General features: G+C 63.2%; 19 protein-coding genes. 9 read left to right on the top strand and 10 right to left on the bottom strand.

The window, feature by feature from the left end:
• Window positions 1-3 precede the first annotated feature (3 nt).
• A complete protein-coding gene (locus tag GM415_RS04960) occupies window positions 4-906 on the top strand; it encodes a LysR family transcriptional regulator (RefSeq protein ID WP_158946721.1) in 903 nt (300 codons plus the stop codon).
• Between the two features lie 671 nt (window positions 907-1,577).
• Here GM415_RS04960 and GM415_RS04955 read toward each other — a convergent pair.
• Both GM415_RS04955 and GM415_RS04950 read right to left on the bottom strand, forming a co-directional pair.
• Entirely contained in the window at window positions 1,578-2,450 is an 873-nt protein-coding gene (locus GM415_RS04955; protein WP_158946720.1) for a GNAT family N-acetyltransferase, read from the bottom strand.
• Between the two features lie 22 nt (window positions 2,451-2,472).
• Window positions 2,473-3,321, bottom strand: coding sequence for a polysaccharide deacetylase family protein (locus GM415_RS04950; RefSeq protein ID WP_242012352.1), 849 nt, complete (start codon window positions 3,319-3,321; stop codon window positions 2,473-2,475).
• Between the two features lie 29 nt (window positions 3,322-3,350).
• On the opposite strand from GM415_RS04950, the gene GM415_RS04945 reads away from it, so the two are divergent.
• The 3 genes from GM415_RS04945 to GM415_RS04935 all read left to right on the top strand — a co-directional run bounded on the left by GM415_RS04945 (window position 3,351) and on the right by GM415_RS04935 (window position 7,035).
• Window positions 3,351-4,454 carry a radical SAM protein gene (locus GM415_RS04945; protein ID WP_158946719.1) on the top strand — a complete coding sequence of 368 codons (1,104 nt, stop codon included), beginning with the start codon at window positions 3,351-3,353 and terminating at the stop codon, window positions 4,452-4,454.
• Between the two features lie 144 nt (window positions 4,455-4,598).
• Window positions 4,599-5,768, top strand: coding sequence for a glycosyltransferase family protein (locus GM415_RS04940; RefSeq protein ID WP_158946718.1), 1,170 nt, complete (start codon window positions 4,599-4,601; stop codon window positions 5,766-5,768).
• A 28-nt stretch (window positions 5,769-5,796) separates the two neighbouring features.
• Entirely contained in the window at window positions 5,797-7,035 is a 1,239-nt protein-coding gene (locus GM415_RS04935) for a glycosyltransferase family 4 protein (RefSeq protein ID WP_158950774.1), read from the top strand.
• Between the two features lie 96 nt (window positions 7,036-7,131).
• Here GM415_RS04935 and GM415_RS04930 read toward each other — a convergent pair whose 3' ends face one another.
• The 5 genes from GM415_RS04930 to GM415_RS04910 form a co-directional block, all read right to left on the bottom strand.
• Window positions 7,132-7,896, bottom strand: coding sequence for an enoyl-ACP reductase FabI (locus tag GM415_RS04930; protein ID WP_158946717.1), 765 nt, complete (start codon window positions 7,894-7,896; stop codon window positions 7,132-7,134).
• Window positions 7,897-8,120: 224 nt separating this feature from the next.
• Window positions 8,121-10,088, bottom strand: coding sequence for a methyl-accepting chemotaxis protein (locus GM415_RS04925; protein ID WP_242012350.1), 1,968 nt, complete (start codon window positions 10,086-10,088; stop codon window positions 8,121-8,123).
• A gap of 163 nt (window positions 10,089-10,251) precedes the next feature.
• Window positions 10,252-11,220 (bottom strand): hypothetical protein, encoded by a 969-nt coding sequence (locus tag GM415_RS04920; protein ID WP_158946716.1) that lies wholly within the window; start codon window positions 11,218-11,220, stop codon window positions 10,252-10,254.
• Window positions 11,221-11,236: 16 nt separating this feature from the next.
• On the bottom strand, window positions 11,237-12,262 hold the full coding sequence (locus tag GM415_RS04915) for an HD-GYP domain-containing protein (RefSeq protein ID WP_158946715.1): 1,026 nt from the start codon (window positions 12,260-12,262) through the stop codon (window positions 11,237-11,239).
• 73 nt (window positions 12,263-12,335) lie between these two features.
• Window positions 12,336-13,004 carry an HAD family hydrolase gene (locus tag GM415_RS04910; RefSeq protein ID WP_242012349.1) on the bottom strand — a complete coding sequence of 223 codons (669 nt, stop codon included), beginning with the start codon at window positions 13,002-13,004 and terminating at the stop codon, window positions 12,336-12,338.
• Window positions 13,005-13,169: 165 nt separating this feature from the next.
• On the opposite strand from GM415_RS04910, the gene GM415_RS04905 reads away from it, so the two are divergent.
• From GM415_RS04905 to GM415_RS04895, 3 genes are read left to right on the top strand one after another with little or no spacing between them, the layout of a single operon-like run.
• Window positions 13,170-14,285, top strand: a complete 1,116-nt coding sequence (locus GM415_RS04905; protein ID WP_158946713.1) for a glycosyltransferase family 4 protein — start codon at window positions 13,170-13,172, stop codon at window positions 14,283-14,285.
• Complete coding sequence (locus GM415_RS04900; RefSeq protein WP_158946712.1) at window positions 14,282-14,878, top strand: histidine phosphatase family protein; 597 nt, start codon at window positions 14,282-14,284, stop codon at window positions 14,876-14,878. The genes GM415_RS04905 and GM415_RS04900 overlap by 4 nt, the downstream gene beginning before the upstream one ends.
• Window positions 14,879-16,039, top strand: a complete 1,161-nt coding sequence (locus GM415_RS04895; protein ID WP_158946711.1) for a glycosyltransferase family protein — start codon at window positions 14,879-14,881, stop codon at window positions 16,037-16,039.
• Between the two features lie 935 nt (window positions 16,040-16,974).
• On the opposite strand, the gene GM415_RS04890 is transcribed toward GM415_RS04895, so the two are convergent.
• Genes GM415_RS04890 through GM415_RS04880 form a run of 3 tightly spaced genes read right to left on the bottom strand, consistent with a single transcriptional unit; the run spans window position 16,975 to window position 19,518 of the window.
• Complete coding sequence (locus tag GM415_RS04890; protein ID WP_158946710.1) at window positions 16,975-17,739, bottom strand: aminotransferase class IV; 765 nt, start codon at window positions 17,737-17,739, stop codon at window positions 16,975-16,977.
• Window positions 17,736-19,013, bottom strand: coding sequence for a chorismate-binding protein (locus tag GM415_RS04885; protein ID WP_158946709.1), 1,278 nt, complete (start codon window positions 19,011-19,013; stop codon window positions 17,736-17,738). Before GM415_RS04885 ends, GM415_RS04890 begins: the two co-directional genes overlap by 4 nt.
• Window positions 18,982-19,518 (bottom strand): aminodeoxychorismate/anthranilate synthase component II, encoded by a 537-nt coding sequence (locus GM415_RS04880; RefSeq protein WP_158946708.1) that lies wholly within the window; start codon window positions 19,516-19,518, stop codon window positions 18,982-18,984. Before GM415_RS04880 ends, GM415_RS04885 begins: the two co-directional genes overlap by 32 nt.
• A gap of 276 nt (window positions 19,519-19,794) precedes the next feature.
• On the opposite strand from GM415_RS04880, the gene GM415_RS04875 reads away from it, so the two are divergent.
• Both GM415_RS04875 and GM415_RS04870 read left to right on the top strand, forming a co-directional pair.
• Entirely contained in the window at window positions 19,795-21,195 is a 1,401-nt protein-coding gene (locus tag GM415_RS04875) for a sensor histidine kinase (RefSeq protein ID WP_158946707.1), read from the top strand.
• Window positions 21,195-22,550: a sigma-54-dependent transcriptional regulator gene (locus GM415_RS04870; protein WP_158946706.1), complete on the top strand. Its 1,356-nt coding sequence runs from the start codon at window positions 21,195-21,197 to the stop codon at window positions 22,548-22,550. The genes GM415_RS04875 and GM415_RS04870 overlap by 1 nt, the downstream gene beginning before the upstream one ends.
• Window positions 22,551-22,723 lie beyond the last annotated feature (173 nt).

The raw sequence follows: 22,723 nt of genomic DNA, 5'->3' as shown, positions 1-22,723 counted from the left end.
AGCATGGAACTCTATCAGCTTAAGACGTTCGTGGCCGTGGCCGAGGAAGGCAACCTTACGCGCGCCGCCGAGCGCGTGTTCGCCAGCCAACCCGCCGTGTCGGCGCACATCAAGGCCCTGGAAGAAGAACTCGGCCTGCCGCTCTTCGTGCGTACCCCGCGTGGCATGCAGCTGACCGACATCGGCAAGGGACTCAAGCTCAAAGCAGACTCCATCCTTCTGGCCGCCGCCGACATGCTCGACCAGGCCAACCGGTTCCGCAAGGACCTCACCGGCGACCTGAGCGTGGCCCTGAATACGGATTCCGAGTTCCTGCGCATCTCCGCCCTGGTGACCACTCTGGCCGAAACCCACCCCGGGCTCATGCTCAAGTTCCACCTCTCCTCCTCCCACCGCATCCTCAAGGATCTGCGCGACCGGCGCATCGATGCGGGGTTCTCCTTCTTCGAAAATCACTACGCCGAGGTCGAAGTGCTCAAGCTCAAGACCATGCCCGTGCGCATCGTGGCCCCGGCCGCCTGGGCCGCTCGCGTGGAAGGCAAATCCGTGGACCAGCTCGCCGAACTGCCATGGATCAAGCCCCATGACGACTGCCCCTTCATGCAGGTCATGAACGGCGTCTTCGAAGACTCCGGCATCATCATGGATCAGTGCATCGGTGCCGACTCCGAAGACATCATCCGTGAACTCGTGGCGGCCGGAAAAGGACTCTCCCTGATCAAGGAGCACGACGCCCTCAACATGGTTCGCGCAGGCACCGCCGTTATCTGTGAAACCGGCCCGGAGCTCTCCCTCAATATCAACTTCTGCTACGCCAAGACCCGCCGCAACGATCCGCTCATCCAGGCCCTGCTCGACGCCGTGGCCGCCGTCTGGCAGGACGGCGACGCAGTAGAGGCGGAATAGCCTGTTTTGCGTTTTAAGGGGCTTCTGCGCCCCTGTCGGGGGCTACCGGTGGTCGCCTCGCCGGCGGGGCGTCTCCGACGGCTTAAGGAACCCTTTGAGAAGGGTTCCTTAAGAATCCTCCTAAACTTTTTGTGTTCGCTTCGCTCAGATTTGTGCGGAAGCCGAGTTCGTGCCGCTTTTGCGGGGACGGACTGGTCGCTCGACCCCGCCGTGCCGGGTGGCGGCTTGCGCCGGGGAAAGCGGGTGGGAGACCCGCCTTCGTACCGGACAAGGTCCGCCGCTTCCCCCGGCGCAAACCGCGAGGGTGGATTTTTGGAATTGTCGAGAGCGTTACGCCGTCGATTTGTTCGAAATAGAGAGAAGAAAGATCATATGATTAGTGAGTTAAGAGGACAAATGAGATTCGATGGATTTTGCCCTTAATTCGAACAGAACATTCGGGAAGGGACTTTTCGAGTTCCCCCGCCCTCGAGCGAAGCGAGCTGTAAAAAGTTTAGGAAGGAGAAGGGGGTGGGGGGTCCGGGAAAGGAAAAGAAAGCCCTTTTACACAAATCCGCAGGACGGCGGATTTGGGCGTTGCAGCGAAGCGCAACGGGTCGAAGACCCGAGCCCCAGGACGGGGCGAGTCCAAGGGTTCCCTCTTCCCCTTCCCCCCGGCCGCCGGAGGCGCGTTAATCCAGCTTGAGGTCCAGGAGTACTATTTCGGAGTAGGCGAGGTCGACGTTTCTAGGTCTGACCCGGCCGGTTTTGTAGAAGCGCGGCGATTTGATTTGTTCCACTTCGGCTCCGGGGCCGTCATTTTCCACGAAGCGGCGGTCGGCGGCGAGCACGCAGTTGCCTTCGGGCAGCAGGGCTTCGGCGATGTCGCGGACGCGGTCAGTGAACAAGCCGGGGTTGGAGCGATAGAGCACGTCGTAATAGAGCCGCCCTTCGTCCTTTTTGGCTAGGGAGAGCAGCATGAGGCACTGTGTGCACCGGGTGGAGGCGAGCACGGGCGTGACGTTGAGCCCCTTGTGGTCTTCGAGCACGGTCAGCTCGTCCGGGTTGGCGTAGCGGGCGATGGTTTCCGGGTCGTGGATCAGTTCGAGGTTGTCGAAGAGGTGGCCGTCCTTGCGCCAAAGCAGCCGCTCGGTGTCGAGCACATCCATGCCGAGAGTCTTGAAATACTCCACGCGCTTGGGCGAGAGAGAGCAGACCACGTAGGTGGTTTCCGGTTGGGAGGTGGCCATTTCGAGCATCTTCCGGCCCAGGCCTTGGCCCCGGTATTCCTTGCGCAGGTACCAGGAGGAAAAATTCACGAACCGCTCCTGGCGGGTGCCCACGGTGCGGTGGGAGCAGACGTGGCCATGAAAGCCCACGATCTCCTGTCCATTTTTGGTTTTATCCACGGCCACGATGCCCATGTCCGGGTTGTCCACGCACCACGTAGGCTCGAAAAGTTTCTGCCACCGCTCAACGGGGAAGTCCGGGTTCATGTACGTATGCAGCAGCGAGCACACCCCATCGATATCACCGGGGCGAACCCGGCGTAGCGTAACGGTCATCGGATTACGTCCTCAATCAGGTTCAGTTAGCGGGCCATATCTGGACAGGGGACACCCAGGCGGCGGCGGGGTGTTCCCTGATTGCGGAGAGCGTCGTCTCCAGAAAATCCCAGGCCGCCTCGTCCATCTCCAGGTGGTGGGACAGGACGCAGGTGGGCTCCGAGGGATCGGCTTCGCCCGTGCGTTTGTCCCGGAGATGGCCGATCAGCCCGGCCAGGCATTTGTCGCTTCCGGCAAAGCGAGCGCCGTGCGCCTTGTCCTTCCAGTTCAGAAGGTCGCAATGGGCATCGGCCCGGCGCAGTCCTTCGGGCACTTCGGGACGGTCCTTCTTGTAGCTGGCCGAAACGCCCCTGAAGCCCATGACCGGAAGATACGCTAGCAGTTCCGGGTCGATGCGATTCCACGGCGGCACGATCACGGGCACGAAGCGGTCCTTGAACAGCTGGTTCAGCTTGTGTGTTCCCTGGCTCAGTTCCTCGCGGATGACGGAGACGGGGCGATGCATGCCCAGCTCCCAGGCGCCGCCGCCCTTGGGCGCGTGGTTCTTGTGGGCGTAGCCGTGCTGCAGGACCCAGATGTGATGGGCCTGGGACACGGCCTTGCGCAGGGGTTCGCCGGCCCGAGCCGGGATCACGGCCAGACCGCAGGGGGTCTCGTGGCGATCGCTCAGGGCGAAGAGCCGGTCCAGAGCAACGTGGGGCTCGGCGGCGTCGTCGTCGCGCCACCAGAATTCGGCGGTCAGGCCTTCTTTTTCCCAGGCGTCCAGCTCGTCCAGAAGTATGCGTAACGGTTCTCGGGTCATTGGAAAAAGGTTGTAGCAGAGGAACCCCTGAAAGGGAAACCCCTGTTCTGGCGTTTTGGCGCGATCCATGGCAGGAATGGCGCACAAGGAGCGCACACATGGCTACGCACGTAAACAGCCTGATCTGGAACATGACGCGGAAGTGCAATTTCCGTTGCGAATACTGCTACTTCCCCCACGACAACTCCCCGGTGACCGAGACCCTGCCCGTGGACAGGATCACGGACTTCCTGGACGCCACGGGCCGCACCTGGAAGGTGCGTTTGACCGGGGGCGAGCCGTTCATCTATCCGGGCATCGTGGACATCTGCGTGGCACTTACCCGAAACCATATCGTAGGCATCGACACCAACCTGTCCGCGTCTTCTAAAATACGGGAGTTCGCCGAGCGTATCGACCCGGCGCGGGTGCAGAATTTCTACGCCGCCCTGCATATCGAGGAGCGGGAGCGGGTCAAGGGAGTCGAGGCCTTCATCAAAAACGCCCGGCTGCTTATGGACTCGGGCTTCAAGGTCATCGTCAACTACGTGGTTCATCCGACGCTTATCGGTCGCTTCCCGGCGGACCGCGAGTTCTATGCCGCGCACGGCGTGAACATCACCCCGCGCCCGTTCAAGGGCGAATACGAGGGGAGGCGCTATCCCGAGGCCTACGGTGAGCAGGCCAAGGACATCTTCGGCGACCACCCGGAACAGGGAAAGAAGGTCGCCTTCAATTTCCAGGGAGTGCCCTGCTCGGCGGGCCACACCCTGTTGCGCATGGAGCCTGACGGGACCGTGCTCCGCTGCCCCGGCGACAAGACCGTGCTGGGCAATATCCTGGACGAGGTCGCCCTGACCGGCGGCCCGACTCCGTGCACCAAGGGTCGCTGTCCTTGCCGGGGGTTGGACCACGTCATTCTGACCGAAAGCCAGGCCGACCTGGTGGAGGGCGTGCAGTTCGGCGTGGTCGGCGACAACCGCGCTTCGGCGGACGCCTTCGGACGTGCGCTGGCCGGCGCTCCTGCCCATCCCTGCGCCGAAAACAACCTCGGCGTGCTGGCGTGGCGAAACGGCGACCGCGAGGGGGCCGTGCGTCATTTTCAGACAGCCCTGGAAGGCCGCCCGGAGCGCGCGCTCTACGCGGACAATCTCGAACAGGCAAAGGCGGGTGCGGACTTCGACCCGCAGATCTGCCTGGACATCAATTTCCCTTGTGCTTAAGCGGTGTTCCGAGGGCACGCAGGGTGGTTCTTGAACAGAGCATTCTCACTTTTCTGGACATAAGGGACACAACCCGGTAGTGTTGGGAAGTTGCCGGGAGACAGCGTTTGCCACCCGGCCCTTTTTTTGCGGACTGACGAGTATATGGAACCGAAATCCTACAACATCCTGATGTACTCCCACGACACCTACGGTCTGGGACACATCCGCCGGACCATGGCCATCGCCCGCAACCTGGTGCGGCCGGGAGTGAACATCCTCATCGTTACCGGCTCGCCCATCGCGGGGCGTTACTCCATGCCCAGCGGCGTGGACTTCGTGCGCATGCCCGGCATGATCAAGAAGACGAACACCATTTACGTCCCGCACTCCATCAAGGTCGATCCCAAGATCGCCATCGCAATCCGCAAGAACATCATCGCCAGCACGGCCAGGGCCTTCAAGCCGGACCTGTTCATCGTGGATAAAGTGCCTTCGGGCCTGAAGAACGAGGTTCTGCCCACCCTGAAGTGGATCAGGAAGAAGCTCCCCTGCACGCGGGTGGTGCTGGGGCTCAGGGATATTCTCGATGACGCCGAGTCCACGCGCGCCGACTGGAAGAAAAAGAAATTTCCCGAAATCCTGCGCGACTTCTATTCCGAAATATGGGTCTATGGAGAGCGCGGATTCTACGATCCCATCAAGGAATACGATTTCCCGGACGACATCGCGGCAAAGACGGTCTTCACCGGCTACATCCCGCGCCGGGTCCCCACGCAACGCAAGGGCGTCCGCCGCCACAAGCGCGTGGTGGTCACCATCGGCGGCGGTGGAGACGGCTACACCGTTCTGGACAACTACCTGAAGATGCTGGAGTCCAACGGCACAGTGGATTTCAAGACCCTGATGGTCACCGGTCCCTTTCTCGACCCGGACCGCCTGGACGAGCTGGCCGATCGGGCCCGGGCTCTCAAGGTCCAGATCAAGCCTTTTGTCCGCAACCTGGAAAAGCGCATGGCCGCTGCCGACCTGGTCGTGACCATGGGCGGCTACAACACCCTGTGCGAGATTCTTTCCCTGCGCAAACCGGCCCTGGTCATTCCGCGCGACAACCCCCGCCAGGAGCAGTTGCTCCGGGCCACGGTCTTCAAGGAGCGCGGCCTGTGCGACTTCATCAAGTGGGGGGACGTCACCCCGGAGCTGCTCCGGGAAAAGGTGACCGGCCTGCTGAACGACCCCGGCCTCTGCTGCACCAGTCTTGACAATTTCTGTATGACCGGCCTCGACGTCATGAGCGAGCGCCTGGCCCATTTCCGAGAGAACTGCCGTGATTGATTCCGCCCCCAAGGGGCGTACCCTGGGCATGGTGCTCAAGGGGTACCCCCGTATTTCCGAGACATTTATTTCCAACGAAATCAGGTTGCTGGAAGAGATGGGTTTCAACATCCACATCTATTCCATGCGCGCCCCGCGCGAGTCCTTTTCCCATGACTCGATCAAGGCGATCAAGGCCAAGGTGACCTACCTGCCCTCGTCCATGATCTGGGGGCTGCCCGCTCTGTTGTGGCACAACCTGCGACTGTTCTGCCGCATGCCGCGCCGGTACATGGAGTGCGTGAAGCTGATGAAATCCCGCTTCAAGCTCGCGCCCAAGAAGCACACCTGGCTCAAGCACCTGCTCCAGGGCGGCTACATCGTCCAGAAGTCGGTGCACGACGACGGCGTGGACCTCGGGCACCTGCACGGCCACTTCGCGCATACGCCTACCACGGTGACCATGTACGCGGCACTGCTGGCGGACGTGCCGTTCTCGTTCACGGCCCACGCCAAGGACATCTACACCCAGGACCCGCGCCGTTTTCAGGACAAGATCGACCTGGCCCGGTTTGTGGTCACCTGCACCCGCTACAACGAACGGTATCTCTCCGAGGTGTCGCCGGGCGGCAAGCCCATCCACTGCGTCTACCACGGCATCAATCTCGATCTTTTTTCGCCCAACGGCAGGCCGACCTCGGCCAAGCAGCCCTACCACATCCTGACCGTAGCCCGGTTTGTGGAGAAAAAGGGCATCGACACGGTGCTGCGCGCACTGGCCAAGCTGCGGGCCGAGGGGCTGGAGTTCCGCTATACCCTGGTGGGCGAGGGCAAGGCCAAGTTCAACCGCAAGGTCCGCAAGCTCATCGACGAGCTGGGCCTTGCCGACGTGACCACCCTGCCGGGCACCATCACCCACGACGAGGTCATCAAGCTGCTGGGCGAGGCGGACTGCTTCACCCTGGGCTGCCGCGAGGCCAGCGACGGCGACCGCGACGGCATCCCCAACGTGGTGGCCGAAGCCATGGCCACCGGCGTGCCGGTGGCCGCCACCGACGTGTCCGGCGTGCCGGAGCTGGTGGACCACGAAGAGACCGGCATGCTCTGCCCGTCGGACGACCCGGACGCGCTGGCCGCCATCCTCAAGCGGATTCTCACCGACCAGTCGCTTCGCGCCGAGATCATCCCCGCCGCCCGCGACAAGGTGCACGAGGTCTTCAACAACAAGAAGCTCATCCGCGATCTGGGCGAAATCTACCGCTCACACGGCGTGCCCTGCGGAAAGTAAAGACTCTTTCGATCAATCTGAGAGGGTTGGCGCATGCCGGGCCTGAATATCCCCGGCAGGACGGCACGGCCCTGCCGGAGGCATCCTCTGCGGGCTTTACACGCCCATGATGTTGTAGCCCGAATCCACGAACAACACTTCCCCGGTGGTGCCGGAGGAGAGGTCCGAGGCGAGATAGAGCGCGGACTTGCCCACGTCGTCGATGGTGATGTTGCGGTGCAGGGGGGCCTTCTCCTCGATGCGGCCGAGGATGGTGGAGAACCCGGAGATGCCCTTGGCGGCCATGGTCTTGACCGGCCCGGCTGACAGGGCGTTGATGCGCACCCCGCGCTCGCCGAGATCCACGGAGAGGTAGCGCACACAGGCCTCCAGGGCGGCCTTGGCCACGCCCATGGCGTTGTAGTTGGCCACGACCCTGCCCGCGCCGTAGTAGGAGAGGGTGAGCACGGAGCTGCCGGGATTGAGGAGCTGCTCGTAGGCGCGGCACAGGGCCACCAGGGAATAGGACGACACGTCCAGGGCCACGGCATACCCCTGGCGGCTGGTGTCGATGAAACGGCCCTTGAGGTCTTCCCTGTTGGCGTAGGCGATGGAGTGGACAAGGATGTCCACATCGCCCCAGGCTTCCTTGACGATTTCGGCCCCGGACCGGATTTCCTCGTCGCTGGTCACGTCGCACTTGAAGAGCAGTTCGCCGCCCAGCTCCTCGCTGATGGGTTCAAGCCTGCGGCGGATGGGGTCGGCCGCGTAGCTGAAGGCCAAGCGAGCCCCGTGTTCCTTGAACTGGCGGGCGATGCCGTAGGCGATGGAGCGGTCGTTGACCACGCCGAAAATGAGCGCTTTTTTGCCTTCGAGAAGCATGTATCCTCCTTGGATTTCACCCAGCATAGAGATGGCGGGCCGTTGTGGCAAATAATTATGACCGTGGCGGCAGGGACAATGCGAGGAAAGCCGGGGTCATCGGTCCGGGCTCGTTCGGGTGCGGCTTCGCGGTCAGGGGCAGCGTGGTATGACCCGGCCATCTGCGAAAAAAACGCGGGCTCCCGAAACCGGGAGCCCGCGTTTTGTTTTTATGGAATGTCATGTCAGAACCGCTCGAGATCATCGTCATCTCGACTAGGCAAGGCGCGCGTTGCGCGTTGCGCGAAGCGTTCTGCGCCCGAGTGGTCAAGCTTGAAGAAGCTGATGGTCTGTTGCAGGTGGCTTCCCTCGCTGGCCAGGCTTTCCGCAGTGGACGCCAGCTCCTCCGAAGACGAGGCATTCTGCTGGGTTACCTGATCCAGCTGCTGGATGGCGGCGTTGATCTGCTCCACGCCCGTGTTCTGCTCGTTGCTGGCCGTGGCGATTTCCCGGATCATGCGAGCGGTCTCCTGAATGTCGGGAACCAGCTGGCTGAGCTTTTCCCCGGCCTCTTCGGCCACCTTTACCGTGGATATGGAGAGTTCGCTGATCTCGGCCGCTGCCACGCCGCTTCGCTCGGCAAGCTTGCGCACCTCTGCGGCGACCACGGCGAATCCCTTTCCGTGCTCGCCGGCGCGGGCGGCCTCGATTGCGGCATTGAGCGCCAGCAGATTGGTCTGGCGGGCGATCTCCTCGATGACGGAGATCTTTTCCGCGATGTCGGTCATCGCCCCCATGGCCGAAGACACGGCCTTGCCGGATTCTTCGGCGCGGACGGCGGCGCGATCGGCCAGGGCTTCGGTCTGCCCGGCGTTATCCGCGTTGGCCTGGATGTTGGAAGCCATCTCTTCCATGGAGGAGGAGACCTCCTCGATGCTGGCGGCCTGCTCCGAGGCGCCCTGGGCCAGGGCCTGGGACGAAGCGGCCAGTTGCTCGCTGCCCGAGGCCACACTTTCGGTGGAGTCGCTCACCGTGCCGATGACGTCGTTGAGGCGTGCGGTCATCTGTCCGAGGGAGTCGGCCAGAACGCCCACCTCGTCCTTCTGGTCCACGTCGATGGTGCGCGTCAGGTCACCGTCGGCGAGGTTCCGTGCCAGGCCGATGCCCTTGTGAATGGGCTTGGTGATGGCGCTGGCGATGAACCACAGGACCACGAAAAGGAGGACGAGAATGACCACGGCCATGACGGCCGACAGGTACGCGAAGGAGTGCCCCTGCTCCAGCACCTTGTCCCAGGGGATGACCACGGCCAGGCTCCACGGCGTTGTGGTGCGGCCGATCTTCACGGGGCGGAAGGTGATGTAGACGTGCTCGCCGTCCGGGGTGTAGGTTTCATAGGAGATTTCCTGACCGCTCTTGATGGCCGACAGGGTTTGCGATTCATTCTCCTTGTCGGCGATATCGGCGTACGGTTTGCCGATGACGTCCTCCTTGGGATAGGCCACCACGGTGCCCTTGTTGGTCACCAGGAAGGCATATCCGGTCTCGAAGGGCTTGATGCCCCCCACGAGCGTCTGCAGGTCGTTGAGGTAGAAGTCCACACCGACGACGCCGATGTTTCTTCCGTTTTTCTTGACGGGGTAACCCGTGGAGGAGAGCCAGAACTTCTTGCCGTTGGCTTCCCAGGGATAGGGCTCCGTAAGGGTCTCCACATCGCCCGACATGGGAACTTCGAACCACGCCTGGCCTTCCAGGTTGGCGTCGCCCGCGTAGCTGGACGCGATGCTGTTGCCGTCGCGGTAGTACCAGTTGCGATAGGCGCCCTTGTACTTGGCCCGGTATGTCTCCTCGTCATCGCCGAATGCGCCGGGCGGGAAGGCACACCATGCACCAGCCAGCCCCTCATGGCGTTTGAGCGTCTCGACGAGGATGCCGTCCAGCAGGTCCCGGTCGGGGATCTTGGCGTAATTGGTGCCCTGCTCAAAGACCGCAGCCAGGGTGCGCGTGACGGTCATGGCCCGCCCCATGGTGTTCTCCAGCTCGGCGCTGAAGCCGTAGGCGGCCGAGTGAGCGGTTTCCTTGGCCTGTCCCAGAGCCATGTCCTGGGCCTTGAGAGTCATGATCAGGCTGCTGGCGATCATCACGGCCAGGACGACCAGGAAGGTCGGGATGAGTATTTTGAATTTAAGCTGCCAATCCTTATAGCGGATCATATCCACTCCTTGGCTATGAGGGGTTGTTTAGGGGAGCCTAACAATTAACCCAATAATAAACATACCCCAAGGGCATGCAATGATAATCATGACCCCCATGTGTCGGCAGGGTTACAATTCAATCGGAATACGTTGAAGTGGCTGGCAATTGGCTGCGTAAGAGCTAGGGGAGAGCCAGCCGCGCGGTGAAGGGCTCGTCCCGGAAATAGGCTCGCAGGAGCTCCCGCCGGAACTCCTCCGGCAGGTCTTCCTTGCGGATGGTCACGCCCTGCTCAAGGACCAGATGAAGGACCAGGAAGGAGAGGAAGGTTCTTCCCGGATGCGGGGTGATGCCTTTGAAGCGCAGGTAGAACAGGGTGAGCATATCCCAGCTGCCGGGGTGGCCGCCGTATTCGGGAGGCGGCGTGTGCGACGTCAGGGGAGGCAGCCCCTTGTCCTTCTGGAATCGATTGAGGAACTTGAGGAAAAAGTCGGTGACGCCGTGCATCCGGGCCATGGTCGGTCCGTCGGACCAGAACATGATGTCCGAAAACTTGCCGCCCGCGTCCGGGTGGGGCATGAGCGGGGCCAGGGGCTGGCTTTCGTCCTCCAAAAGCGTCATCAGCGGCTCGACCAGGCGCGGTTCGCCCGGATTGTAGAGCCAGCTCTGGAACATGACCCCCGGCTTGTCGAAGAACGGCGTCAGGTCCAGCGGGGTGCAGATGAGCAGGTCGCTGCGCAGGCGGATGACCAGATCGTATTCGAAATCGTGCTCGCGCCCGTATTCCATCCTGATTTCGTCGCACCGGACGATTTTCCAGAACATGGAGAGGATCTGGAAGTAGCCGTAGGGCTGGTCGTCGCCCCACACCTCCATGCGCCGGAGCAGGTCGCCGTACACTTCCTGCGCAGCCGCTTCGGAAAAGGGCTTTTCCTTCCGTTTCATGAGGGGGCCGTAGAGTTCGGACACTCGTTTGCCGTACGCGTCCGGCTGCTGGTAGTCCTTGGAGCCGTGGCTGACTTTCTCGTTGGTGACGAGGAACAGGTCGAACTCGCAGTCCGGGTTGGCCTCGATGAGATTGCGGCGCAGGGAGTCCACGGTCTGCCGGTAGCAACGCATCCCGCCGGACATGCACAGCGCTATTCTCCGCATCGCCACCCTCGGTTCGTCACTGGATGAGTTTGAAGATGTCCACCCCGTGCTCGTCGGGGTTGATTACGTCGGTGATGCGCAGGTCCGGGTCTTCGGCCAGGTTGACGTCCCGCTTGAGCTCCGGGCGCATGCGCTCGTCGTAGCAGATGCGCACCACCGGGTTGAGCGGGTGTTCCGGGGAGTGGTCGGTGACCACGCCGTGCTCTCCCGTGGAGAGACGCACGAAGCTGCCCACAGGGTACACGCCCAGGCTCTTGATGAACTGCTCCACGATGTCCGGGTAGAAATCCGTGACCCGCCATTTATACATCATGGCCAGGACCTTTCCGGGGGGGAGGGGGTCCTTGTAGACCCGTTTGCTGGTCAGGGCGTCGTACACGTCCACCACGGCCAGGAGCCGGGCGATCTCGCTGATCTGCTCGCCCTTGAGCCCGCGCGGGTAGCCGCTTCCGTCGTGCTTCTCATGGTGCTCCATGGCGCCCCGGATGATCTCCTCCGGGATGTCGGGCTGTTCCTTGAGCAGCTTGTAGCCGTGAACGGGATGGGTGCGCATGACGTCCATCTCCTTGTCCGTGAGCGCGCCCGGCTTGTTCAGGATGTGTGGGGGAATGATCGCCTTGCCCACGTCGTGGAACATGCCGGCCATGCCGACCATCTCCAGCTTCTCACGTGAATAGCCGAGCCGCTTGCCGAGGATCACGGCCAGGACCGAGACATTGATGCAGTGAGTGTAGGTGTATTCGTCAAAGGCCTTGAGCTTGCTGATGGCTGCCGTGGCCGAGTCGTTGCGGAAGACGGAATCGATGAGGTCGTTGACCAGGGGGGTGGCGTCCTGAAAGTCGAATGGTTTGCCTTCCCGGACGTTGTCCATGAAGGATTTGGCGTAGTTCACGGCTTCGCCGTAGAGTTTGTCCGCCCGCTCAAGCTCTTCTTGGATAGTGGCTGGAGCCGTGGGACCGGGCTCCTCAGCCAGGACGGGATCGTCCTTGAGGGCTTCCCGGATCTCCTCCTCGGTCATGGCCTTTTCATAAATTTTCCCCATGCACCCCCACTACATCAAGGAGTCAATAGAAGACAATAGAAATATTCAGCACTGTTAGAGGCCCTCCAGGCGGCTAGAGCCTGCCTGCTTCCTCCAGCAGCGTCATGAGTTGTCCCACGTCCGGAGCCAGAAAATCGGGTTCGAGCTCGGCGAATCCCTCCGGCCCGATCCTGCCGCTGGTCACGGCGGCGGCCAGTGCGCCTCCGTTTTTGGCCGTTATCACGTCCATGGGGTGGTCGCCCACCATGAGCGAGTTGGCCGGGTCCGCGCCCAGCCTGTCCAGGGCCTGGAAGAGATGGGCCGGGTCGGGCTTGACGCGCACGGCGTCCTCTCTCGGCACAAAGGCCCGGATGAATTTCTCTATGTCGGGAAATACGGTCTTCACCGCCGGGGTGATGTTGCGGGTAATTACTCCGGCCGCCACGCCGCGCTCCCGCAGCAGTTCCAGGGCGGGCCGGGTGAACTCGAACAGCCTGCCTTCCCGGGCCGCGTCCAGCTCCATGGCCGTGATCACCAGTTGGCCCCGCGAGCGGAACTCCTTGCCCTCGTCCTCGTCCCACTCCATGGCCTGCTGCACCAGCTCCTCGAGCCACTCCAGGGCCGGGGTGGTGCCGGGCACGGGGCGCTCGCCCAGAAAGACCTCGCCCAGGGCCGCGATCCTGGTTTTCATCAGGTCGAAGTCCAGGGGCACGTCGGCCAGGGTTCCGTCGAAGTCGAATATGATGGCGTCCAGTTTCTTCAAGCGCGTCTCCATTGTCTGCCTGTGGTCGGCGCAGTGTAGCAGAAGCGTGGCGGGCCGCAATCCGATTCTTGCCGCCCCTCCCGGCGCGGCGGTTCCCCTTGCGCCTTTCCTCTCCAGGCCCTTTGGTGTAGAACGCCGGGAGCAACTTCAACAGCCCGGCAGGTCATGAAAATCGCCTTTTGCACCCCGTTCAAGCCCATTGATCACGCCTCCGTCTCCGGAGACGTGACCATCGCCCGTGATCTGGCGGCAGCCCTGGCCGGGTTCGGACACGAGGTCCTGCCGCTTCCCTATTTTCCGGCCAAGGAGATCTATCGCAAACCGACCACCTGGCCCGGTGCCTGGCGTGCCTTAAACCGCATGGCCGACGCGGCGCGCGGCGCTGACTGCTGGCTGACCTACGGCAGCTACTACAAGGTGCCGGACGTGTTCGGCCCCACAATCACGCGTCGACTGGCCATGCCCTACGTCATCTTTCAGGCGTCCTATGCCGAAAACCGGGGCCGCAGGCTCGCCACCTGGCCGGGCTACGCCCTGAACAAGCGGGCCATGCTTGCTTCGGACCACATCGTCTGCAACCGGGTAAACGACATGCGCGGCTGCGCCAAGCTGCTGCCCGAAGACCGCTACACTTACGTCCGTCCCGGCCTGCCCGAAGGGTTGTTCGCCAGGGACGAGGCGGCCCGGGAGCGGCTACGCCGGGAATGGAGTGCTGACGGCGTCCCGGTGATCGTGACGGCGGCCATCATGCGCCACGGGGTCAAGGCCGAGGGGCTCAGGTGGGTGGTGGAGACCTGCGCCGAGCTGGCGGCCCGGGGCCGGGATTTCCGGCTCGTGGTTGCCGGGGGCGGCCCGCGCCGGGACGAGATCGAGGCCCTGGCCCGCGAGCGGCTGGGCGAAAGAGTGACTTTTCTCGGCCTGGTGGACAGGACCGAGCTCGCCGGGCTGTTCAGCGCGGGCGACCTGTTCGCCTTTCCCGGCCTTGAGGAAAGCGTGGGCATGGTCTATCTGGAGGCCCAGCGGTGCGGCCTGCCCGTGGTGGCCACCGACGACGAGGGCGCGCCCCACGTGATCCGCCATGAGGTTTCCGGCCTGATAACGCCCGTGGACAGGCGCGCCTTCACCGAAGCCGTGGACCGGCTGCTCACGGATTCCGCCCTGCTGGAGCGGCTCGGCGCGCAGGCGGCACCCTACGTGCGGGACAACCACACCTCGGCCACGGCCTACGCCCCGCTCAACGAGATCATCACGCGCCTGGTGCGCGAAAGGAAGCAATCGTGACCACTTTCTTCTGCCTGCGGCACGGGCTTACGGACTGGAACCGCGACAAGCGCATCCAGGGCACCACGAACACGGACCTCTCGGACGAGGGGCGAACCATGGCCGACTCCTGGGCCGACTCTCTCGCGGATAACCGGTTCGATCGCATCCTGACCTCGGCGCTGGCCCGGGCCGAACAGACCGCCGCCATCCTCAACGGGAAGCTCGGCGGGCTGCCGATTTCCGCCGACGCGCGGCTCGGCGAACAGGACTGGGGCGAGTGGACCGGCCTGACCAAAGCGGAGTTGAAGCAGCTTCGCGCCAAGGTGGATAAACAGGAAAAGCGCGGCTTCGACTTCCGTCCTCCGGGTGGCGAGAGTCGCGAGGAGGTGCTCCAACGGGCCTGCGACGCCCTGCTGGAGTTCGCCGAGGCCCATCCCGATGACCGCGTACTGGTGGTCACCCACAACGGCGTGCTCAAGTGTCTGATGTACGCCCTGTCCGGCCTGGAGTATCTGCCCGGCGAGAAATCCCCCATACGCCCCTACCGGGTGCATCGGATCGAATGTTTCGAGAACGAGCTCGCCCTGGGCGAGATCAACATGGAGCTGTAAATGCGCATTGTCTTCTATTGCCAGCACGTCCTGGGCGTGGGCCACGTCTTCCGCAGCCTGGAGATCATCAAGGGTCTCAAGGATCATGAGGTGATCATGGTCACGGGCGGGGCAGAGGTGGAGTTCGACAAGCCTGCGCACATGACCCACATCCAGCTGCCCGGGTTGATGATGACCCCGGATTTCAAGTCGTTCATTCCGCTGGAGGAGGGCGTCACCGACGTGGAGGACGTGCTCTCCCGGCGGTTGAAGCAATTCAAGGAGATCATGCGAGAGTACCGGCCCGACGTTTTTCTGGTGGAGCTTTTCCCCTTTGGCCGCAAGAAGTTTCGTTTCGAGCTGCTGCCCATCCTGGAGGGCGTGAATTTCTCCACCTGGGGCCCGTGCAAGGCAGTCTGCTCGGTGCGGGACATCCTGGTGGAGAAGGCCGACATGCAGCGTCAGGTGCAGCGGGTCCACGCCATGCTCAACCCCAATTTTCAGGCCGTGCTGGTCCACTCCGACCCCAAGCTGGTCCGGCTGGAGGAGACCTTTCCGGGTGTGGACGGCATCGTGCCCGAGGTCCACTACACCGGCTACGTGGCCCGCAAGCCCGAGCCCGGCGCGGGCGCGGCCCTGCGGGAGGAGCTCGGCCTGGGCGACGTCCCGCTGGTGGTCCAGTCGGTGGGCGGCGGCCACATCGGCGGAAGCCTGCTCAAGTCCACCCTGTCCGCCTCGGTGCTGCTGGCCGAGACCCATCCGCATAAGCTCATCGTCTTTACCGGCCCCTACGCCACGGACGAGGCCTTCGCCGAATACCAGGCCATGGCCGAAGGGCATGACTGGATCACCGTGAAGCGGTTCACCAAGCGGTTCCCGGATTACCTGGACGCCGCCGACCTGTCCGTGTCCCTGGGCGGATACAACACGACCATGAACCTGCTTGCCGCCGGCACCTACGGGCTCATGTACCCCTTCCTCCAAAATCGCGAGCAGCGCATGCGCACCACGCGGTTGGAGGAACGCGGCATCGTGAAGATGTTGCTGGACGAGGACCTGGCCCCGGAGACCATGGCCTCGCACATGGCCGCCGGGTTGGAGCGTACGCCCACCCCGCATGGGTTGAACCTCAATGGAGGGGAGAACTCCGCGAGGATATTGGAGGAGTTGGTTTCCCGGTAGGGGGAAGACGGGAAACAAAAAAGGCCGCCCAATTGAGGGCGGCCTTTTTTGTTTGATGGAAAAGGGGAGAAGAGGAAGAGAGAGAAGGAAGCCGCCTTTCTAGGCGGCGATTGATGTAGGAAGGGTTTCGGCCCTTTTGGGCCGACTTACTTTTGGGCTGGCGCGTCCAAAAGTAAGCAAAAGACGCGCTTTTTGTGCTGCAGCGCGATCTCGTGGCCAAGAGCCGCTAACACGGCTTTCGCTGCCCGAAAAGCGAAAGCCTGTGGGCAGGCGCGCTTCGGGCTGCACTACAGCCGTGTGCAAGCGGCTCTAAGCCCCGAACTCGATGACCGGTCGTTGCCCGAGTGATTGGGAACTTGCCGAATGAGGTAATTGGCCTTTGTCCGCCATGTTAAGCCAGCACCAAGCTGCTTAATTAAGACAACTTTTCCCATCAAGTCGAGCTGGCACTTCTGTACAAATCAGAAAGAAGCAATTCGGCGCGTTGACTTCCCTTCGGGGGGCCGCCGTGAGCTCCTTGCTCACGGGCCTAGAAGCTCACCAACCCGGGCGGCGGCTCTTTGGTCTCGATACGCACGGCGTGGGACGGCCTCCAAATGATAAGGCTGGCAGAGCGTTTCACTCAACGAAGTCTGAAGCCGACCGGGTTGGATGAGATTCTTGCCAGCGAGCATCAGGGCGGAGATGGCGCTACAGCGACCTTTCTTTGCTACTTTCTTTGGGCGCCGCCAAAGAAAGTAGGCCCGCCCGGCAGGGCATGGAGGGTATTTGGGGCATAGCCCCAAATCCGGCTCTCCACGCGCTGCAAGCGCGATTCCCGGAGGGGGAGGAGCGGAACGCTCCAACAACGGCTCTTCCGCGCCACAGGCGCGGACCTGGAAGCGAGGGGCCGCAGGCCCCGCCGCTGACTCTCAGGCCGCGCCGCAGGCGCCCCCTTACCGCTCCAGAACGACGTCGGTAACCTTCTGGCAAGGCCCCTCATCCGGGATGAAGGCGTTCTCCCCGATGGAAACGATGGGCCGCATGCCGATGAGCGAATTGAGCAGATACGCGTGCCGGTACTGCCCGAGATCACCGAGCGGGACGGTGGCGGGGACCACGTCGAGGACTTCCCCGGCCAGGGCCAGGGCGGTGGACGGCAGCTTGTAGGGCGAGTCCATCTCGAAGTATTCACCCTGTCTTTTCAAGAGGATGGCACCGGTGGAACTTTCGAGCAGGTTGTCATTGAGGTCGAGCAGCACGGCGTCGTCAAACCCAATGGCCTGGGCCTGCCGCCGGGCGAGGTGGAAAAACATGTAGCTGGTGGTCTTGTAGGCGTTGAGCGCGGAGACGTGGCGGTCCGAGCAGACACACAGGCGGTAGGCCTTGTGGGGCGCCGGCTCGAAGGGGGCGGCCATGACCACGGGGCGCGCCTCCGGTTCGCGCATGGGGTAGACGATGTTTACCCGGGCAAAGCTCTCGGACAGCCCGTTTTCGGCCAGCACCCGGAGGATGGCAGCCTCGAAGTCGATGCTCCGGTGCGGCACGGCATGGTCGCGCAGAGCATGGAACAGCCGGTCCAGGTGGCGGTCCAGATGGCAGAGAACGGAGCCGTTGTAACAGATGGTCTCGAAGAAACCCGCGCCATAGCGGAAGCCTGGCGCGGCGGGATCAATGGGGAAAGCGCCTTCCCTGAGTTTCCCGGCGTAGTAATAGATCATGCGCCTCCCAGGGCGAAGAATTTTTCCAGTTTTGCGATGGTTTCCCGATACTCTTTTGCCGGGTCAGAGTCCACCACGATACCGCTCCCCCCGTAGACCGCGAACCCGCCCGAGGCCGCGTCCCAGGTGGCGGTGCGGATGGCGATGGACGAATCCATGTTCCGCTCGTCGCGGATGACCACCGCCGAGCCGCAGTAGACGCCGCGCGAGTGGGGCTCCAGCGCCTCGATGATCTCCATGGAACTGTGCTTGGGACAGCCGGTGACGGACCCGCCGGGAAAGGCGTCCAGGAAGAGGTCGAGGCAGTCGCGATCCTGGCGCAGGGTGCCGCGTACGTTCGCGTACATCTGCAACAGGTTGTCCACCTGGAATACGGACTTGTGGTTTTCCACTCGCACCGAGCCGTAGTCGCAATTGGTGGAGATGTCGTTGCGGATCAGGTCCACGATCATGGACAGCTCGGCGCTCTCTTTGGCGGACCCGGTCAGCCGCTCTTCCTGGCCGGGTTCGTATTCTCCCGCGTCGGGTTCCACCTTGAGCGTGCCCTTGATGGGTTGGGAGAGCACCTCTCCGTCAGCCACGCGCAGAAAACGCTCGGGTGAGGTGGAGAGCACCCGGTGCGGACCGGACTCCAGCCAGGCGTAAAACGGCGCGGGGTGATCCCGGCGCAGGGCCATGAACAGGGCCAGGGGGTCGAGGTCCGGCCAATGCCTCGAAAATTTCGCGGACAGGTTGAGCTGGTAGGTGTGGCCAGAGCGGATGCGCTCCAGGGCCTCGCTCACTCCGGCCTCGTACCCCGCCCGGTCCAGCGACGCGGTAAAGTCGCCCTTGGGCAGCGTCACCGGCGGCGTCGATTCTTCTCCGACCTCCAGCAGCAGCCCGATGCGCCTGACCAGAGCCGGGTCCTCCGTATGGACCACGGCTCCTGCTTCGGGATCGAACTCGGCCACGGCTCGGAATTTCTTCAGGTGGCCGAGGGGGAAGTCCAGCGGCTTGGCGGACGCGACACCGCGCAGCAGCATGCCGTAGGTGTAGCTGACAAACCCCAGGCTCAGGCCGGGGGAGCCGAAGCAGAACCGCTTTATCTCCTCCGGCGTGGTGGACGGGGTGAACCGCAGCTCGGCCACGGGCTCCACGCCGATGACCGACTCGGTCTGGGCCGGATACCCCGGCGAGGACAGGATGAAGTCCGCGCCTCCACTCCGCGCCAGCCGTCCGGCCAGGGCGTCGAACCCGGCGCGGCTACAGGGAAAGGTATGCGCATGCGTCGGCAAGGAACGCTCCTCCGTCATCGGTCAGAAAGGACTCCGGGTGGAACTGGAATCCGAGCACCCGCCGTTGTTGTGAACCGAGGGCCATGACCACGCCCGCCACGTTGCGCGCCAACACGTCCAGGTCGTCCCCCACCCGCGTGGCGCAGAGGGAATGATAGCGCGCCACACAAGCCTCGCGCCCCTGCCAGACAATGGTGTCGGTTTGTCCGTGCACGCAGCCGGGAAGGCGGCCCGTTTCTCCGCCGAAGTGTTCGTTGAGGATCTGCATGCCGAGGCACACGCCCAGCACCGGCACGCCGCTTTCGAACACCCTGCCGTAGCCCGGATACTCTTCCGGCGCGCCCGGTCCCGGCGAAATAACGATCAGATCCGCAGTGGACAGGTCCAGCTCGGCGAGCCGCGCATATGGCTCCACCGAGATCACCGCGCCGGTGATGGACGTGGCCAGCAGGTGCTCCAGGTTGCGCGTGAAGCTGTCGTTGTTGTCGATGAGCAGGACGTGCATGGTTGTTGGTGTTTGTTGGAGTTCTTGTGTTCTCCCGAGAGAGTGGGCCGGGACTTCGCGAGATCCACCGCTCGAAATCGCGCAGGGCCGCGCTTTTCATACAGGGCCGGAAGGGCGTTGTACAGCATCTGCCCGGCCGGTTTCCCGGCCCGACAGCGCATGAGTTGATTTTTACTGCCGTTTGGGGCGAAAGTATGGGCCGGGTCCTGAGGGGGGTCTTCGTTCAATGTGAACGGAGGCGTTCCTATCGGTGTGGCCCGCAAAGCCGGAGCCTGCATGCGCGCACTCAAAATCAAAGTCTTTCTGCTCTTCATCGCCTATGTCGTGTTCATGTCCCTGAACATGGGCATGTACTGGTGGAACATCGCCGCCTTCCGCGAGCGGCTGACGATCATTGACGAATTCCACGACGTGTTGTCGGACATCCTGGAAACGCGCCGGTATGAAAAGAACTTCATGTTCTACCCTGAGCCGGGCAGCCTCAAGGAGGCCCAGGTCTATCTTGACCGGGCCGAAAAAACGGCCAACCTGCTCCAGCCCAAGATCGTCGAGATCGTGGGCAACGAGGCCTACGGCTCCCTGCGGGCCAACATCAGGGAATACCGTACGCTGCTCAACTCCCTGGCGCACGGCGACAAGACCGTGGCCACCGCCACCCGGCGGAAAGGGACCTGGCTGGTGGAGTTTGCCCAGGACCTGCTCCGGCAGAAGAAGCTTCGCATCCACACCGCCCTGAACCGCATCCTGTTTCTGCCCCTGGCGGTCATGGCGTTGCTGCTGGCTCTGGGCACCATCGTCTACATCTGGCAGGCCAGGAAGGTCCTGGACCGGCTGAAGTACGTCCAGCGGGCTGCCGAGGGCGTGGCCAAGGGCGACTACGCCGCCGTGCAGCAGATCAGCAGCGAAGACCCCATCTCCCTGCTGATGCGCTCTGCCTTCCGGAATATGGCCGGCGAACTGGACACGCGCCAGGAACAGCTCATCGAGGCCCGCAAGCTGGTGTCCATCGGCACCCTGACCTCGGGCATCGCCCATGAGCTGAACAACCCCCTGAACAATGTCTCCCTGACGGCAGACACCCTTCTGGAGGAGCTGGACGACCTGCCCAAGGAAGAGATCCGGGAGCTGCTGACCGACATCATCAACGAGACGGGCCGCGCCAGCGGGGTTGTCCGCAACCTGCTCGACTTCTCCCGCGAGGAGCAGCGCAGCCTGTCCCGGCTGGACATTGCCACGGTCATCAGCCAGACACTCAAGCTGGTGGGCAATCAACTGGCCCTGAACCATGTCGGCGTGGAGGTGGACATCCCGGACGGACTGCCCGCCATCAGGGGCGATCTTCACTATCTCCAGCAGGTTTTCATCAATCTGTTCCTCAATGCCGACCAGGCCATGAAGCAGGGCGGGACCCTGCGCATCTCGGCCCGCGAGGACGGGGGTATGCTCCGGGTGGACGTGGCCGACAACGGCTGCGGCATGGACCGGGAGACCCTGAGCCGCATCTTCGATCCCTTCTTCACCACCAAGCCCGTGGGGCAGGGCACCGGCCTGGGGCTCTCCATCATCTACGGCATCATCAAGAAGCACGGCGGGTCCATCGACGCCGACAGCGAGCCGGGCGAGGGCGCCACGTTCACCGTCCGCCTGCCGCTGCTGGCGGAAGGGGAGGAGGCCTGATGCAAACCAATCGCGCGGCGGTCATAGACGACGAGGTCCAGGCCAGGCGGCTTGTGGCCCGGGCAGTGGAAAAACTCGGCTTCGAGGTGGAGACCTTCTCGTCGGGGCACAATTTCCTGGCGCGCATGGCCGAGGACCCGTTCCAGCTCGTCTTCATCGATCTCAAGCTGCCCGACATGGACGGCCTGGACATCCTGGAGGCGGTCAAGACCGGGTTCGACAATGTCGAGGCCGTGATCATCACCGGAAACGCCAGCATTCCCTCGGCTGTGGAGGCCACGGCCAAGGGGGCATCCAACTACGTGGTCAAGCCCTTCCGTCTGCAGGAGATCAAGACCATTGTCCGCGAGGCCCAGGAGAAGATCGCGCTGCGCTCGGAAAACCGCCGCCTGCGGGAGGCCCTGGAAAAGGCCCCGCGCAAGGATTTCCTGGGTTCCAGCCCGGCCATGCTCGAGGTCTTCGCCATGATCCGCAAGGTGGCCGGGGTCAACTGCAACGTGCTGCTCCAGGCCGATACCGGCACCGGAAAGGAGCGGGCGGCCAAGGCCATCCACGATCTCAGCCCCCGCAAGGACAAGACCTTCGTGTCGTTCAACTGCGGCGGGTTCACCGAGGAGCTCATCTCCAGCGAGCTCTTCGGGCACGAGAAGGGTGCCTTTACCGGGGCCACGGCCACCAAGATCGGCCTGCTGGAATCCGCCAACGGCGGCACGGTCTTCCTGGACGAGATCGGCGAGATGCCGCTGAACATGCAGGTCAAGCTGCTGCACGTGATCCAGGAGCGGCGCATCATGCGCGTGGGCGGCACCCAGCCCATCGACCTGGACATCCGCATCATCGCCGCCACCAACCGGGACCTGGAGGAGGCCATGCTTGCTGGCGAGTTCCGCGAGGACCTGTTCTACCGCCTGAACGTGGTCAGAATTTACCTGCCGCCCCTGGCCGAGCGAAAGGAAGACATCCCGCTGCTGGCCAACCACTTCCTGGAGATCTTCAACACCCGCTTCGGCAAGGGCGTCCGCTCCATCTCGCCCGAGGCCATGGACATCCTGGTCCAGTACAACTACCCGGGTAACGTGCGCGAGCTGGAGAACATCGTGCAGCGCGCCGTGGCCCTGACCGACGGGGAAACCGTGGGTATCCGCGAGCTTCCCCAGGACCTGCTCAACCTCTCCTTCAGCAGCCTCGGCACCCCTGGTCTGCTCCCCCTGGAAGAGGTGGAGCGGCGGCACATCCAGCGCGTCCTGGAGGCCACCGGCTACAACAAGGGGCTGAGCAGCAGCATCCTGGGCATCCCCCGGACCACCCTGTGGCGCAGGATCAAGAAATTCGGACTGAAGGCGGACGAGGACTAGCGCCCGGCGAACGCCCCCTCGGCCCGCGTCATTTCTCGGTCCATCACCCCTTTCTCTTCCCCTCCTTCAAAAAAAATTATGCCTGCCCGGCGCGTGCCCGACAACGGCCCGCGCCGGGCTGTTCATTTTGAAACACGATTTTCAGCTTTTGGTCCGTCGGGCCGATTCGGAAA

It is taken from the genome of Pseudodesulfovibrio cashew, assembly GCF_009762795.1.
In the GTDB taxonomy this organism is placed as follows: domain Bacteria; phylum Desulfobacterota; class Desulfovibrionia; order Desulfovibrionales; family Desulfovibrionaceae; genus Pseudodesulfovibrio; species Pseudodesulfovibrio cashew.
Note: the sequence above shows the minus strand (reverse complement) of the source record. Positions and strands in the feature narration are given on the sequence as shown.